This is a genomic window from Maribacter arcticus (genome assembly GCF_900167935.1).
Classification (GTDB): domain Bacteria; phylum Bacteroidota; class Bacteroidia; order Flavobacteriales; family Flavobacteriaceae; genus Maribacter; species Maribacter arcticus.
In genome coordinates, this window is the sequence record NZ_FUYL01000002.1 from 1 (window position 1) to 15738 (window position 15738).

12 protein-coding genes are annotated in these 15738 nt (G+C 34.5%); 6 read left to right on the plus strand and 6 right to left on the minus strand.

Annotated features, from left to right (window positions below; genetic code table 11):
- Window positions 1–311: 311 nt before the first annotated feature.
- Window positions 312–1367 (minus strand): IS110 family RNA-guided transposase, encoded by a 1056-nt coding sequence (locus B5X55_RS02855; RefSeq protein ID WP_079511101.1) that lies wholly within the window; start codon window positions 1365–1367, stop codon window positions 312–314.
- Between the two features lie 425 nt (window positions 1368–1792).
- On the opposite strand from B5X55_RS02855, the gene B5X55_RS02860 reads away from it, so the two are divergent.
- Window positions 1793–2773 (plus strand): PLP-dependent cysteine synthase family protein, encoded by a 981-nt coding sequence (locus B5X55_RS02860; RefSeq protein WP_079511102.1) that lies wholly within the window; start codon window positions 1793–1795, stop codon window positions 2771–2773.
- Window positions 2774–2791: 18 nt separating this feature from the next.
- Here the strand turns inward: B5X55_RS02860 and B5X55_RS02865 are convergent, their stop codons facing one another.
- The gene (locus B5X55_RS02865; protein WP_079511103.1) at window positions 2792–4636 is read right to left on the minus strand and encodes a PLP-dependent transferase; all 1845 of its coding nucleotides are present in this window, start codon (window positions 4634–4636) and stop codon (window positions 2792–2794) included.
- 725 nt (window positions 4637–5361) lie between these two features.
- Between B5X55_RS02865 and B5X55_RS02870 the strand changes: the two genes are divergently transcribed.
- The 3 genes from B5X55_RS02870 (at window position 5362) to B5X55_RS02880 (ending at window position 8816) form a co-directional block, all read left to right on the plus strand.
- On the plus strand, window positions 5362–6885 hold the full coding sequence (locus B5X55_RS02870; protein ID WP_079511582.1) for a glycosyltransferase family 39 protein: 1524 nt from the start codon (window positions 5362–5364) through the stop codon (window positions 6883–6885).
- Window positions 6886–7021: 136 nt separating this feature from the next.
- Complete coding sequence (locus tag B5X55_RS02875) at window positions 7022–7597, plus strand: Crp/Fnr family transcriptional regulator (RefSeq protein ID WP_079511104.1); 576 nt, start codon at window positions 7022–7024, stop codon at window positions 7595–7597.
- A 55-nt stretch (window positions 7598–7652) separates the two neighbouring features.
- Window positions 7653–8816, plus strand: coding sequence for a hypothetical protein (locus tag B5X55_RS02880; protein ID WP_079511105.1), 1164 nt, complete (start codon window positions 7653–7655; stop codon window positions 8814–8816).
- A gap of 605 nt (window positions 8817–9421) precedes the next feature.
- Here the strand turns inward: B5X55_RS02880 and B5X55_RS02885 are convergent.
- The 3 genes from B5X55_RS02885 to B5X55_RS02895 form a co-directional block, all read right to left on the minus strand.
- Complete coding sequence (locus tag B5X55_RS02885) at window positions 9422–9838, minus strand: hypothetical protein (protein WP_079511106.1); 417 nt, start codon at window positions 9836–9838, stop codon at window positions 9422–9424.
- Window positions 9839–9954: 116 nt separating this feature from the next.
- Window positions 9955–10632 (minus strand): class I SAM-dependent methyltransferase, encoded by a 678-nt coding sequence (locus tag B5X55_RS02890; protein WP_079511107.1) that lies wholly within the window; start codon window positions 10630–10632, stop codon window positions 9955–9957.
- 91 nt (window positions 10633–10723) lie between these two features.
- On the minus strand, window positions 10724–12526 hold the full coding sequence (locus B5X55_RS02895; RefSeq protein ID WP_079511108.1) for a DUF885 domain-containing protein: 1803 nt from the start codon (window positions 12524–12526) through the stop codon (window positions 10724–10726).
- A gap of 302 nt (window positions 12527–12828) precedes the next feature.
- Here B5X55_RS02895 and B5X55_RS02900 point away from each other — a divergent pair, with 302 nt between their 5' ends.
- Window positions 12829–14355: a carboxylesterase/lipase family protein gene (locus B5X55_RS02900; protein ID WP_079511109.1), complete on the plus strand. Its 1527-nt coding sequence runs from the start codon at window positions 12829–12831 to the stop codon at window positions 14353–14355.
- A gap of 124 nt (window positions 14356–14479) precedes the next feature.
- A complete protein-coding gene (locus tag B5X55_RS02905; protein ID WP_079511110.1) occupies window positions 14480–15196 on the plus strand; it encodes an SGNH/GDSL hydrolase family protein in 717 nt (238 codons plus the stop codon).
- Window positions 15197–15409: 213 nt separating this feature from the next.
- On the opposite strand, the gene B5X55_RS02910 is transcribed toward B5X55_RS02905, so the two are convergent.
- On the minus strand, window positions 15410–15703 hold the full coding sequence (locus tag B5X55_RS02910) for a Dabb family protein (protein ID WP_079511111.1): 294 nt from the start codon (window positions 15701–15703) through the stop codon (window positions 15410–15412).
- Window positions 15704–15738 lie beyond the last annotated feature (35 nt).

Below are 15738 nucleotides of genomic sequence, written 5' to 3' on the forward strand. Positions count from 1 at the left end.
AAAATAACTGTTGCCAACAAAACCTCCTATGAAAAGCCTTCGTCCAGTTCTTTAAAGTTAATTAATATTTTCTTTTTTACTTTAAACCACCTTTTTTTCTTTTAATATAACTTGCTCGCACTCCTATATGTGATCGGTTCGAAACCTGAAACGTCACCGGCATTTGTATGATTATAAATTATAATAGAACCGGTCACTTGCTAAAAATGTGATCCTGAACAATACAGGTCACGGGTTTTGTTTTGTGATACAGTTCTTACTACTTTTTTAGAGCTTTGTTATGATTCCTATTTCTTTGAATTCGTATTTTATTATTCAATTACACCTATGGTATAAGGCACTTCCGTTTTAATTACGGCTAAGGTTCTACTAAGTAACTTTCTTGCTACTTTGACAATGATACTTTTTACGTTCTTCCCTTGATGTTTACGATAGTAAGCCTGCATAACTGGGTCTGCTCGTATTGCTTGCCATGATGCTTCCACAAAATAGCTTCTCAATAAACGGTTTGCCCGTGGAGTCATTCCCATTGTCCTTTGACTATTTCCACTTTGGTATATACTTGGTGCCAGACCAACATAGCCTGCCAAATGTTTAATGTTGTTGAAACGTCTTAAATCTCCTAGTTCACATAATATACCACAGGCTACTATGCCACCTATACCGGGTATACTTCTTAGCAGCATATAATCTTTCTTGTAATGCGTTTTACAGTACCTCCTTAGCTCAGTAGAGACATCACGTAGCTCTTGATCTACGAAACGAAAGAAACGCAGTCGACTATCTAAAGTAGACTTCGCCGTTGGGTATTCAAAAACCATATCATCTAACCAATTTCTGTATTTATGACTCCAATGGTCATTATCGAACTCCTCTGGCTCTTTAATACCGAAATACAATAATTGCATCTTGATATAACTCTTTACTCTTCTAAAATCTTTAACCAAATCATTTCTTCGTCTAAACAGACTGCGAAGCTCTTCTCGTTTCTTATTTGGTATTATGATACTCTCTAAACGACCATCTTTAAGTTCTCTAGCAATTAACTGCGCATCTATCTTATCTGTCTTTGTATGCTTCTCTTTACCCTTGCGATGAATATCTGCCGGGTTCACAACTAAACTTCGCCAACCATAACCTTCAAAACATCGGTGTGCATGATAACCACAGCAACCTGCTTCGTATGCAGTTGTTACTTCATACTCCCGAAAATGTTTGGAAACATAAGTTTGTAATTGCTTTGGATCTGCAGACATACTGAAAGACTTACCTGCAAACAAATCTGTTGCACAATGTACCTTCCAACTTCGTTTGTGTATGTCGATGCCAATATATAACTTCGGTATAGCAGTAATTTGAGTAATCATATCTTTAATTTTTAGTTCATTTTAAAGATACTCGACTTACTGCTTTTTCATCAATGCTAAACGTAATGCGGACTTTAGGGCAAAACCGAAAGGTCTGTGCATATTTATAATGTCGCTAAATCTTATGGATTTAGCTTTGGACAAGAAAAAATAAAACTAAACAATAAGCTTTAGCTTCGTGCGCAGACGGAAACGAAAAGTTTCCTTACATCCACACTACGCTTAGCTTAGACGTCAAAAAACAAGTTTTTAATGTATAAATTCATCATTAGGAAAACGCTACATTCTTAAAGGCTATCACCAACTTTAGTTTTTACTTCATCTAAGACCTACATATAAAAGCACAACAATTATTGATGTATCTGCAACAATAATAGCATTGAGTCAATCTAGTTTTATATTTTTGATGCACATTAAAAGCAGCTATGGAATACGCAAAAAATATACTAGAAACAATTGGTAATACGCCTCTTATTAAAATCAATAAGCTTACGGAAGAGTTACCTTGTTTAGTATTAGCTAAGTACGAAACTTTTAATCCTGGCAACTCGGTTAAGGATCGTATGGCGTTAAAAATGATTGAAGATGCAGAAGCAGATGGAAGACTAAAACCTGGCGGAACCATTATTGAAGGAACTTCGGGAAACACAGGCATGGGACTGGCATTAGCAGCGATTGTAAAAGGATATAAATGCATTTTTGTTTTAGCTGACAAACAATCAAAAGAAAAGTGCGATATTTTAAAAGCGGTAGGCGCACAAGTCATTGTTTGCCCAACAGCAGTAGTGCCTGAAGATCCAAGATCTTATTATTCGGTTTCTAAACGATTGGCTGAAGAAACACCAAATAGTTGGTACGTAAACCAGTATGACAACCCCAGTAATGCGAAAGCACATTACGAAAGTACCGGACCAGAAATCTGGAAACAAACCGACGGAAAAATCACACATTTTGTTGTTGGAGTGGGAACAGGAGGAACAATTTCGGGCGTAGGGAAGTATTTAAAAGAACAAAATTCGAACATTAAAATTTGGGGAATTGATACCTACGGAAGTGTTTTTAAAAAATACCATGAAACAGGAATTTTTGATAAAAAGGAAATTTACCCATATGTAACCGAGGGTATAGGTGAAGATATCTTACCCAAAAATGTTGATTTCAGCATCATCGATGGTTTTACCAAGGTAACCGATAAAGATGGAGCGGTTTATACGCAACGTTTAGCCAAAGAAGAAGGTATGTTCTTGGGTAATTCTGCTGGATCTGCAATTAAAGGCGTGTTGCAACTAAAAGAGCATTTTACAAAAGACGATGTGGTCGTAGTATTGTTCCATGATCACGGAAGTCGTTACATAGGTAAAATGTACAATGATGATTGGATGCGTAAGCAAGGCTATATAGACTAATATTTCCTATAATAGCCTTTACATACTTTCCACAAACTTCAAAAAGACTTTCTTATGAAGTTCAACATCCATATTTGGAGAAAGTGACACACGAGCTATATAATCCTTGTCATCTTCTTTCGTGGTCCCTTGAGTAGATGTTGCAGGTATTGTCCAATAACAGCCATTTAACTGACCATAGCTTACACAGTATTTGCTCTCATTAGGAATTTCACTAATCATCAGATGAATCAATTTATGATTGAGCTCTCTTTTATAAGTTTCTCTTTCTTCAGCGGAATCTCCTTTCGTGGGGAGATCTAATGAAAAAACAGATGGCGTAAAGCCTTCTTTTGCCAATTCTTCTGAAACAAAATTGATTTTGGCAGCTGGTAAAGTATCCTTAATAAAGTTTACAAACTCAAGTGTATTCAAATAAGCTTCATAAATTCTTTGTTTCATCGATGGCATTTGCTTTGCCAATATTTCCATTTGCAGGTCTGTAGCTTCATTATCGCAAAGTCTTAAATGCAACGCTATTTTATCCATTAAGGTTTCGCCTTTTTTATTGGCTACACAATAGCCTGCTGTGCATTTACCGCCGCTCGGGAATTTTGACCCACTAGCAAATGAAATAGTCCTAACTGTTGAAAGTATATCGGCTTCACCTAAAAAGTTAACATTAGGACAAAACGTTTGGTCTAAGATAAAAACTGGATCTATAGCCTCATTACCACTTGCAGTTTTTCGTTTTGCACTTAAAACATCTATTAATTTATGAAGATCTGGAACTTCAACCCTAGGATTTGTTGGAATTTCAGCGATGATATAAGGGATGGCATCTTCATTAGCAATTTTATCTAAAACAATAGCAATACTTTGAACCATATCATTGTCACCATCAACTGGTAAATCGACTATTTCAATAGCATCACTACAGGCAGCTACACGCCTTGCTTGATCGTTAGTTCCGCCATAACAATTAGGAGGAACAACAATTTTGATTGCCTTTCCTTTATGATTTTCTTTTGCATTGTGCACTAGCCCCATTAAAATAGCATATTGAACCGATAGTCCGCTTGACGCAACAAGTGGGGTTGTATTGGCTCCACTAACCTCTTTTATGGAATCTAACACAGTAGCTTTATTCTCAGTTACATTCGTTTTAGGAGTATCAGAAGCAGGTTGTTTTATTAAAGACTTCAAGGCACCAAGACAATTGGCTGGTGTCATTGCAACGGTCTCTCTTCTTCTTACGTGTTGAATGTCTGAAATATAGTTGTTATTCTGTACTCCGTTAACCAAAAGAACACTCCCAAAAGCATCATGAAGATTTATATAAAAGTCAATATTTGGGTTACGGTCAACATTAGAAATTTCATTTTGTTGTGATACGAAAATTGTACTACCATCAAATTCTAATATGTCCGATGCTTTATCGACCTTCTTTAGTTCAAACGTATACCCATAAATAGTTCTTAAAACTTCAATATCAAAAGAACTGGGTAGTTCACCGGCATAAGCGATTTGAGTGTTTCTATTGTCTAATAAATTCTTTCTTAAAATTGCCAAAATAGGACTTGTCTTTGACAAAAAACTTATTACCTGTTCTGGTGATAGGTCGTTTAATTTAGCAATTGCCCATTCTAATATACAAGACAATGGATGACCCAGGCGGATATAGTCGAAAGCCGTAGGCAATTCACTGAGTGCCGATAAATTAGAGTTGTTATCATTTGCTAAGATTTCAAACTGATCTAAAAATTCAACTTTAGCCAATTTTTCATCATAAATATCTAATCGATGTGTTGTTAGATTCAACCAGCCAATTGGCATATTTTTTAGTACATCTTTAATATAATCGAGCATCTTATCACCTTCCATAGTTTTTGCCTTTAGACAGGTCGAAAGTACATAATAATTAAATTTATTTTAAAGTATTACAAGGCGTTTTGATATAGCATTTATAATCGATAAAAACTTACACTTTTACTCTAGGTTAAATTCATAAAACTATTGCTAACAATGTGTCATAATTAATGCTCACTTTTTGTCAAGTCTTAAAGTGTACTCAAGTTTATGCGCCTGATTTTACTTGGCGGAAAATCAACCATGTATTTAAATGCACAAAACCATTCTGAGTAATTTTTAAAAAAGCTATTTCATCAACTATTTAATAAGTCAAATATGAGCAAAGGACAAAGCTATTGTTAACTATTTTAGGGAGTATTACACTTTTATATACCATTTATAGAGCCTTCACAGGAGCCGACTTAGTCGAAGTTGTTGGAGAAGGTCTATTTTCGGTGAACTTTTTAAACAAAGAATCTGAAAAAAAATCAGAATACATAACTAGAGAATATAGTATTATATTCCGGAAGTCATTTAATGCTTTCTCTTGCCTAATTCGCAGGCATACGTAATGGAAAACTGGAAATAACATTAGATGAAATAAAAAGCTGCGTAGAATACCATGAATAATTCATTACTTGATTCCAGCTTAACTTAAATTTCCTTTGAAAATTCTTATAGTTAGTTCATTTTGCTAAATTAGGTACTTAACCATGCACAATCATGTTTTCGATAAATTAACAAAACTTCAGAATTCAATGACAAAGAAGGGACTAATTTTAGTTGGTTTTATAATTTTAAAATTTTTACTACAATATACCTTAATAAGCCCTGAATATGACTTACAACGAGACGAGTATCTTCATCTTGATTTAGGTCATCATTTGGCTTGGGGATATTTATCTGTTCCACCATTCACTTCTTGGATTTCGAAAATTATTTACCTTTTAGGAAATTCAGTTTTTTGGATTAAGTTCTTTCCGGCTTTGTTTGGCGCTTTGACCATTCTTACAGTTTGGAAAGCAATTGAGGAATTAAAAGGTAATTTATTTGCATTAGTTTTAGGAGCAACCTGTGTTTTATTCTCTTCCCTTTTAAGCCTTAACACCTTATATCAGCCTAATTCTTTTGACGTTTTAAGCTGGACCCTATTTTACTTCATTATTATTAAATATTTCAACACTGAAAAATTAAAATGGCTTTTTGTGGCAGCCTTTGTATTTGCTCTGGGATTTTTAAACAAGTACAATATCGTTTTTTTGCTTTTGGGATTGACACCCGCAATTCTAATGAGCCAACAACGTAAGGTTTTCGGTCAAAAGAAATTATACGAAGCTATGCTTTTAGGATTATTTCTAATTGCGCCTAACCTTTTATGGCAATACAATAATAATTTTCCTATTATTCATCATTTAAATGAGTTAGCTGATACACAATTGGTAAATGTGGACAGGATTGATTTTTTAAAATCACAATTACTGTTTTTCGTTGGTTCTCTATTCGTAATCATTTCAGCTTTATATGCGCTACTATTCTACAAACCTTTCAAAACATATAGACCTTTCTTTTGGGCATTTTTTTGCACACTAATCGTTTTTATTTTTTTTAAAGCTAAAGACTATTACGCAATAGGTCTCTATCCTATCTATATTTCATTTGGCTCAGTATTTCTAGCCCATGTTTTAAAGGATGGATGGAAAAAATATTTACAACCACTAGCTATCTCAATTCCCATATTAATTTTTATTCCAATGTTCAATATTGCATTCCCAAATAAAAGTCCGGAATATATAATTGAGCATTCTGATAAATATAAAAAGCTGGGACTACTTCGTTGGGAAGATGGTAAAGACCATTTGCTACCACAAGATTATGCAGATATGCTTGGGTGGAAAGAATTAGCAAAAAAAGTAGATTCCATTTATATTAAAATACCCAACGCAAGCCAAACACTTATACTTTGTGATAATTATGGACAAGCCGGAGCGATAAATTATTATACTAAAGAAGGTTTAAAAGCGGTTTCTTTTAATGCAGATTATATTAACTGGTTTAATCTTGAACAACAATATATTAACCTCATAAGGATTAAGAATTATAAAGAGAAAGATAACGAGTTTAACCAAACTAGTCCATATTTTGAATCAGCATCTTTGGCAGATTCAATAACCAATCAATATGCAAGAGAATATAAAACAATGCTCTTTGTTTTTACAAATGCTAAAGTCGATATTAATAAAAGAATAGAAAGTGAAATTGAAGAAGTAAAAAACCTCCACTAATACATTGCATTACATATAGCTAGCAAGTGCTAAATAAAAAGGTTATGCCCTTTGTAAAGGTGTCCAAATTAATAAATTTGGCATTTAGAATATGAAAAAAAATGATACTAATAATCAAATAAGCCAAGAGTAAGACATGTTTAAATTATTCTTTAAAAACTTTAAGGAAAAAGTTGCATTGAGCAATGATGAAAAAACGGCTATCGGTGAAAATCTTAAAAGCAAAGAAATTAAGAAAGGCCAATTTCTGCTAGGTGCCGATGAAATTTGCAATCACATCGTATTCATCGAAAAGGGGGTATTAAGAACGTATTTGAAGGATGAAAGTGGATTTGAGCATGTGATATTTTTTGGGCTTGAAGGGTGGACTGCGGGAGATTTAAACAGTTTTATGAAGCAACAACCTGCAAGATTCTATATTGATGCCTTAGAGGATTGTGAACTCACCATGATTAGCAAAACAGCCCATGATCAATTAATTGAAACCATACCAGCCTTTGAATCTTACATGAGAATTTTAATGACTAACGCCTACATGGCAAGCCTAAGCAGAACATCTGATTTGATTAGTTTATCTCTAGAAGAACGGTATAAAAATTTCAACACTTCATACCCAAGTATAATTCAAAGAGTACCTCAATATATGATAGCCTCGCATTTAGGGGTATCCCCAGAAACACTTAGCCGCCTTCGAGCAAAGATTGTTGATTAATCAATACCCCAAGTCTTCTTGACTTCTTGACAAATGTCAATGAAACAAGGTGGAAATGTTGAATACCTTTGAAAAAAATATTTTCAAATCGAGTATTCAAAAAAATCCAGAAACCATGTATAAACCTATTAGAACACTACTCATTATTTTATTTATCTCTTGGGGATGTGTTGCAACAGCTCAATTAAATTCAATACCAAAGGATGGGGAAATCTTTGTAAATCCTGAATTTGGAGATAATTTAAATAAAGGCACTAAAGATCATCCTATCAAATCGGTTTATGAAGCTGCGCAACGCATAAATCACGCAAACGGAAAAGGGTCAATAACTATATATCTATCAGAAGGTATACATGGTTTGGACAAGACTGTAACTTTTCATCCTGCAAACTGGCACTTTACAAAAGAAAACCGTTTGACTATTAGAGCAGAAATTTTGCCAGATAGTGTTAGTTGGGATCAAGGCAAGATGCCAGTTATTATTTCAACAATGCCTTTAAACTTCAAACCATATGGCAATGATGACCCTTTACATGGAGCCTCTTACGGACTTCAAATTGAAACAAGCCATGTAACCATTCAAGGTTTGCGTATTTTAGGAACCCCTGTTCATGAAACCCCCAAAGAAGGATATGTTAAAAGAAATTACCCGATAGTTCGTGAAGGTATGGACTTGACTGATTTAAGAATAACACAATGTCTTTTTTTAGGCGATATTCATGCTATACCGAATCACCTATCAATCCTTGCTAGTGGTCACGGAATAGAGGTAGACCATTGTGTTTTTTATGGAGTGAAAGATGCAGTTGTATTTTGGCAAACAAATGAACCTGCAGTAGGTTGTTCTATGCATCATAATTTGATAGTTAATAATTACGGTGGTGCTGTTTGGGCTTGGACAGTAGCCTCAGATTTTAAATATTATAATAATGTTGTATCCAATACGAATGTATTTTGGGAAATTGGCAAAAACGAGCAGATGACCTATAATCTATCAAATTCAATTGTACTTGGTTATAATGAATTGTTGAATAAAAATGGTGGCGCATTTGGATACGGCGAGCCTGCAGATACATCAAAATTAATTTATAAAAATGATGTCATTATCAAGAAAAAAGGTGCTGTTGAATTGGATAAAAATCCTACCAGTAAAAATTATCTTCATCTAAAACCTGGGTCTATAGGTTCAGAATTAGGCGTAGGATTATTCTTGAAATAAAAATTGTTTTTTTAATAGCTTCTATTTTAAAAAGAACCCCAGCAATTGCAATACATCACCCTTGATGCAGGTTGTAAAGACCTTATGAACTAATCGAATTTTAATATTTAAAAAGCAGAATAAAGTTCCTAAACCTATAGTAACTTTATTCTGCTTTATGTTTTTTTGTTAAACACTATAAAGTCACTAGATTACTAACTCCGATGTTGTATACTTAATACAGACTCCTAGTTTTTTCACCAAGGTCAGTGTATATCTGCCTGCCTGTAGGTTTATCAAATCAGCAATATCTTTTGGATTTAGCTTTAGAATAGAAAAAATAAATTAAAACCTGCCCGTACCATAAAAGGTACATTCGAGCGGTCGATAAGTTTTGTCACCTCCTCAGACCTGCCTATCGGAAGGCAGACGAAAATGAAAAGTTTCCTTGCTTACGCACTGCGCATAACTTTGACATAATCCAGCATATAACTATCTCAAAAAAATGCCTGCCTTTTGAGAAGGCAGGCAATAAAGTTCACGAAATATTAGGTTGAAAGCAAATGTTAGTTAGTTTCAGTACTGTTCGTAGCTCAATTATCTTGAGCAATCTTCCCTTTTTAATCTTATTTAAAAAAATGCACGTAAGATTCCTTAAGATTTAAGTTCGCTGGTTGGGGAAATTCAGCATGTACAATTAATGTATTCTCATGATGTTGTTCTAGATTATTTAAAACCTTTCTGTTCAATAACAAAATAGTTGAGTGACCATGATTATCCAATTTATCTAAAACTGTTTTTCCATTAAACTCACATATCCAATGAGTTTCAGCCATATTTTCTTCGTAAAATAATTCTATCGTTGGGGTTTGATAATACTTGAAATCATCTATTGCTTCAAAATCAAAAACTAAACGAAGTAAACCACCATCAACATTTACATCTTCATCTTTAATTCCTAATTCAGCAAATGATAATTTACCCGAACTTGACTCATTAAACTTCACTTTTATCTCTCCTTGGTTTATCTCTACCTTGCTCATGTAATTTTATTTTTATTTTACATTCAAAACTAGGCAACGGTTACTATTAATAATATGACATTTATCAGATAGACTAATTTGTTTTTCTAAAAATTCGCTAGATTATACATACGCGATTAAAAAAGTCGGTACATCGTAGTGACAATGACTCCTTTATTTTTTTCTAAATTGAAACATAATAATTGTTTTACCTCTTTAGCTTTCAAATTAAATGGCGAAGCCAAAAGGTTAACTCCGCTTTGCTTTTTTAGCCGAATTCCCTGTCCTGAAATAATATCTATATTAGGTATAAAATCACCTTCGGGTAAATGTTCTGTTAGTATTACATATTCAAAAGCAGTTAGCTTAAGTACAATACTTTCAATCTCTGCATTCGACAAGTGTTGTAATACCTGTCTCAATAACACACAATCGGCAGTTGGCAAATCATTGACAGCAATATCTAAACATTGAAACTCTAGATTTTCCTGTTTATATTTTTTCTTGTTATATTCTATTAGGTCTTCTACAATATCTACAGCAACATATTTCGCCGAATACTTTACTAGCTCTTTGCCAATGTTAAAATCTCCACACCCTAAGTCGCAAACGGTTATAGGTCTTTCAAAGGAGGTTAAAAAGAAGGCTACAACGTCGATATAAGGGTTCACAATTTCAGGATAATGTGACCCATCGCCAGAATAAAAAACAGAATCATTTTTCCCCCAAAGTTGCATAACATACACCTGCTCCATAGCATCTTTAGTTGGCCATGGCTTCTTTAAGTTTTTCGCTTCATTTTCTTTTTTCGTCACATGAACTTATTTGAGTTGCTCAAACTACCTTAAATACAAAGTGCAGCAAGATAAATATACCTTACTGCACTTTGGTTTAAAAAGTTATTATTTACTTCTGTATGCTTATCCAAGCTTTTACTTTACGTTCTAATAATTCTAATGGCAAGGCACCGCCACCTAGAATAATATCATGAAATCCTTTAATATCAAACTTATTGCCCAATTCTGTTTCGGCCATTTTGCGTAATTCTTGAATCTTAAGCATTCCTATTTTATACGAAGTTGCTTGACCTGGCATTACCATATAACGTTGCACTTCTGCCTTAATAGCACCTTGAGAAATAGAGGAGTTTTCGGTGAAGTATTTAATGGCATCAGCTTCTGTCCATCCTTTAGCATGTATTCCTGTATCGACTACCAATCGAATAGCTCTCCAAATTTCGTTCACTAAACGACCAAAATCGTAATACGGATTTTGGTAACCGCCCATTTCTTTTGCCAATGCTTCTGAATATAATCCCCAACCTTCGCTGTAAACACTAAAACCTGCTTGTGTCCTAAACTTAGGTACCGATTCTAACTCTTGGGCAATAGAAATTTGCATGTGATGCCCAGGGTTTCCTTCATGATAAGCGACACCTTCCATGGTAGATTTTGGCATCGCATTCATATCTGATAAGTGAACATAATACGTTCCTGCCCTAGAACCATCTGGCGTACCTGCCGAATAATGTTGTGGTGCACCATCTTGCTCACGAAATGCTTCCACTCTTTTTACCTGTAATTTTGCTTTTGGTAAGATTCCGAAATAGTCTGGTAACTTCTTTGTCAAATCATCTAAATACTTCGTTGACTCATCTAGATAGCCTTGTCTTCCCTCATCTGTATTCGGAAAGAAAAATTGTTTATCGGTATTTACAAAATTGAAAAATGCATTTAAATCACCCTTAAACCCAACTTTTTCTTTAATAGCCATCATCTCTCCTTTAATTCTGGCAACCTCCTTCAATCCGATTTCATGAATCTCATCAGCAGTTAATCCTGTTGTTGTAAAAACCTTTAATCTATAATTATAAAAATCTTTTCCATTCTCATGGCGACTAACGCCCGTGGGTGTCGCTTCAGCATTATCCACTTCACTCTCTAACCAAGTTAATAGATTGGAATAAGCGGGTTTAAAATAATCGTTTATTGCCTTATCAGACTGCTCTTTAAGGGATGCAGCTTCATCAGAAGTTATTTTTTCGGAAGTTACCAGGGCATCAATTTTACCATTCATATCATTTAATACCGGTGTACCATCTTTCAATGCCTTTGTTTGGACAATAACGGTTTGAAAAGCAAATTTTGGAGGTAATATACCGGCAGCAGCCTGCTCTTTTGCTCTTACTATCAATTGGTCTATACCTCTGGCTGTTTCCTTAATTCTAGATATATAGGCATTCATATCTGAAAGGCTATCTACCTTATGAAAATTGATTAAGTAACTTGGAAGTCGCGTATGCAAGCCACGCATTTGGTCAAACACATAATCCATATTTTCAAAAACTGCACCTTCTTTCATGATTTCGTATTGATACACCCATAAATCATAAGAAGTTTTGTCTGCATCATTTAGTTTATCATAGTCAAATTTTTCTTTTAGCTCTTTTGTGCTTTCTGCATACCAAGCCAATTCTTTCTCCTCTGCAGCCTTACTTAAATCATCAATTTTATCATACTGGTCTTTGCGTCCTTGAGCGGTAAGACCTAACGGACTCATTTGTAATTGCTCTTCGTATTTATCATCGAACCATTTGTTCAATTCCGCCGTTTGGTCAATTTCTGGCTTCACTTCTTCTTTACAAGATGATAGTAGTAGAAAAGCAATTGAGAAGGTAGTTGCAATGGCTGTAGTAATTAGTTTTTTCATAATTGTTTAGTTTGATTTCAGTCCGTCATCGTTGTGTTAGTCAATGCTAATACCAAATAAATTTGGAAGGAGATTAAAGATATACCAAATTGTTGAAACCCATTCTTTCACCTAAAGAATTCCTAATAAAACAACATTCTTAATTTGATGAAATTTTTTATAGATTGATAAGATGTTCGTTAAATTCCATTTACGATAAAATCATCTGTATGTAGTATCTTAGAACAACGACAGGAAAGCTCAATAGAAGGTTATTCTAAATCACCTTTATCTAAGCTTTTGTAAGCTAATAAAATCAGACTATGAAACAACTTTTCATTCTAATATGTTGCCTGCTTTTTGGGTGTAATCAACCTCAGCAAACAGTTATATCAACAGACACAGGTAAAATTGAAGGTAGTTTCAACGTAGACAAAACAGTTCGTGTTTTTAAAGGAATACCCTTTGCTGCACCACCTATAGGTGATTTAAGGTGGAAAGCTCCCCAACCTACAGCCGCTTGGGATGGTATTCTACCATGCACCGAGTTTGGACCGAGCCCAATTCAAAATGCACCTGAACCTTTCTATTGTTGGACCGAAGAATTTATCGCCAAACCCGAACCCATAAATGAAGATTGTTTATACCTCAACGTTTGGACAACCGCAAAATCAGAAAACGAAAAACAGCCGGTTATCGTTTGGATTTATGGAGGCGGACTCACCAGCGGCTCTGCCAATTGTGATATTTATGATGGTGAAGAACTGGCTAAAAAAGGTGTTGTATTTGTAAGCATCAACTACCGTGTTGGCATACTTGGCTTTATGGCGCACCCTGAGTTAAGCAAAGAATCTGGCAATAATGCATCGGGTAATTATGGTTTTATGGACCAAATAGCAGCACTAAAATGGGTGAAAAAAAATATCAATGCATTTGGGGGCGACCCTAATAATATAACAATCGCTGGGCAATCTGCAGGGGCATTCAGCGTAAATACCTTAATTGCCTCTCCCCTTGCCGAAAACATCTTTCACAAAGCCATTTTACAAAGTGGCGGATTATTAGGGAGTAATAGGGCACAAACCTTAAATGAGGCTGAGGCTACAGGGCAACGATTTATGGAAAAAGCTAAAGTAACTACCATTGAAGAACTGCGGCAATTACCTGCAGAAGAATTGCAAAGTATAAGCAATGATTCAGAAATAGGTAGAGTCGGAATTACAGAAGACGGCTACGTTGTACCGAAAGGTTTACTAGCTTATTTTAAAGATGGCAAACAGCAACAGATACCAGTAATTTCTGGTTGGGTAACAGGTGATGGAGATTTTCTAGGGGGAAATGAAATGACTGTTGAAAAATATAAGGAAGAAGCAATTGCAAATTATGGTGATAAAGCAGCCTCTTTTTTAGCGCTTTTTCCGGCAGATACAAATGAGGATGTCAAAAAAATGAAAAGTAAATTAGGTATGCTAAATTTTGCGGGGGTGCCTTCACACCTATTGGCAAATTATAATACACAATCAAGTTATTTATATCAGTTCGGCCATGTACCCCCCGAAAAACAAAACTTCCCAAACTACGGTGCTTTTCACACCTCAGAAGTACCGTATGCACTGCATACGCTACATACATGGAATCGAGATTGGCAACCTTTGGATAAAACAATAGAGGACGCTCTATCCTCCTACTGGGTTAATTTTGCAAAAACAGGAAATCCGAATGGTGACAACCTACCCAATTGGAATACGTACGACAAACAATCTGGCAACATTATGGTCATAGAAGACACAACATTAAGTTCAAAAGTTGGGTTTCTGAAAAGTGAATTAGATTTTTTGGCGGAATTATAAATCCAAGATTAAACCATTACGATAGCTGACAAAAACACACTATAAAGCACTATATTTAATCACATCAAGTTATTTGTCATCACCTACAAATAACTTGATTTTAACATTTAAAATATTCAGTTCCATGAAGATACATTTCAATTATTTAACCTTTCTATTTCTTTTATTATCTGGCAGTATTTTTGCACAAACAACGTTAGATTCCTTATCAATAAAAGCGTCTTTTAATTTTGGCAAATCTGTAGCCGTATTTGGTGGCTCTGTTTCCGTTATTCCGGAAAGTGATAGCGCAAAAGTTTTATGGGAGAAACATTTAGGGTTGACCATTACAAACTATGGAGTTCCAGGTGCTGGTTTTTCTTCTTTACAAGGAAAATCTATGCAGCAGCAAGTAGATGAAGCGGGTGTATTTGATATTTATATACTTTGGGCTTCAACAAATGATTATACGAATAATAGAGAAGTAGGTTCCTATACTGATTATACAGAATTTGACAATTATAATGCTGAAAAACTAACCACCCAGGCTGGAGGCATTAACTATTGTATTAAAAAGATTTATGAAATAAACCCTAATGCAACTATATACTTCTTTACATCAAGTAAAGCTTTTAATGATAGAGGCGCCTATGATCCATTTTACACAGAAGGTATGGTACAGCATGTTGATATGCAAAAAATGATTTGTGAACTCCATGGTATTCCGGTTCTTGACCAGTTTCTTTTAGGGGGTTACAACATATACAATAAGGATTTGTATTATCGTGACCCAATTCATATGAATGTAGTGGGCTATAAAAAACTAGGTGAATTACAAGTCTCATTTTTAGCTTTTCCGTAGTAAGAAACGGTACCCTTTAAAAAATTGATTACGTGCTAGATGACACATATATAGTTACTTAATGAGAATGAAACATTTGCTTTAACCCATTTGTTTTAAATAAAAATCTATAATTACATTTACACACATGCCATCAAAAAATACTTTGCCAAAGAAGTGCATAATTAATTGTTGAATTTAACAATTAATTTACTAATGAAGTTAAATACCCAATTACTGCATCAATTCATAATCTAGCTCCAAAAAATCTTCAACGAATGCAGTCCAGTAGGTATTAACGAAAGTGGTATGTTCTGGATGTTGGTTATATTCGTTGTACGTTTCTATAGAAATAAAATCCATAGAAAGTGCATAATCAAAATGGCTCTTCGCACTAATTTGACGTAGACATTCAAAATTTTTAATTCCGGGTATTGAACGGAGTTCTGTGGCAGCTTTCAAAAAGATTGATTCTTCCGCAGAACCTTTTGCATACTTTAGTTTAAACGTTACGGTATGTTTAATCATTTGTATAATTTTAAAGCTGGCAAAGTACAGAAAAT

Coding starts and splice junctions, on each gene's coding strand:
- B5X55_RS02880 (WP_079511105.1), top strand. CDS start 7,653: ATGTTGAATACCTTTGAAAAAAATATTTTCAAATCGAGTATTCAAAAA.
- B5X55_RS02895 (WP_079511108.1), bottom strand. CDS start 12,526: ATGAAAAAACTAATTACTACAGCCATTGCAACTACCTTCTCAATTGCT.
- B5X55_RS02910 (WP_079511111.1), bottom strand. CDS start 15,703: ATGATTAAACATACCGTAACGTTTAAACTAAAGTATGCAAAAGGTTCT.
- B5X55_RS02905 (WP_079511110.1), top strand. CDS start 14,480: ATGAAGATACATTTCAATTATTTAACCTTTCTATTTCTTTTATTATCT.
- B5X55_RS02875 (WP_079511104.1), top strand. CDS start 7,022: ATGTTTAAATTATTCTTTAAAAACTTTAAGGAAAAAGTTGCATTGAGC.
- B5X55_RS02855 (WP_079511101.1), bottom strand. CDS start 1,367: ATGATTACTCAAATTACTGCTATACCGAAGTTATATATTGGCATCGAC.
- B5X55_RS02860 (WP_079511102.1), top strand. CDS start 1,793: ATGGAATACGCAAAAAATATACTAGAAACAATTGGTAATACGCCTCTT.
- B5X55_RS02900 (WP_079511109.1), top strand. CDS start 12,829: ATGAAACAACTTTTCATTCTAATATGTTGCCTGCTTTTTGGGTGTAAT.
- B5X55_RS02865 (WP_079511103.1), bottom strand. CDS start 4,636: ATGGAAGGTGATAAGATGCTCGATTATATTAAAGATGTACTAAAAAAT.
- B5X55_RS02870 (WP_079511582.1), top strand. CDS start 5,362: ATGACAAAGAAGGGACTAATTTTAGTTGGTTTTATAATTTTAAAATTT.
- B5X55_RS02885 (WP_079511106.1), bottom strand. CDS start 9,838: ATGAGCAAGGTAGAGATAAACCAAGGAGAGATAAAAGTGAAGTTTAAT.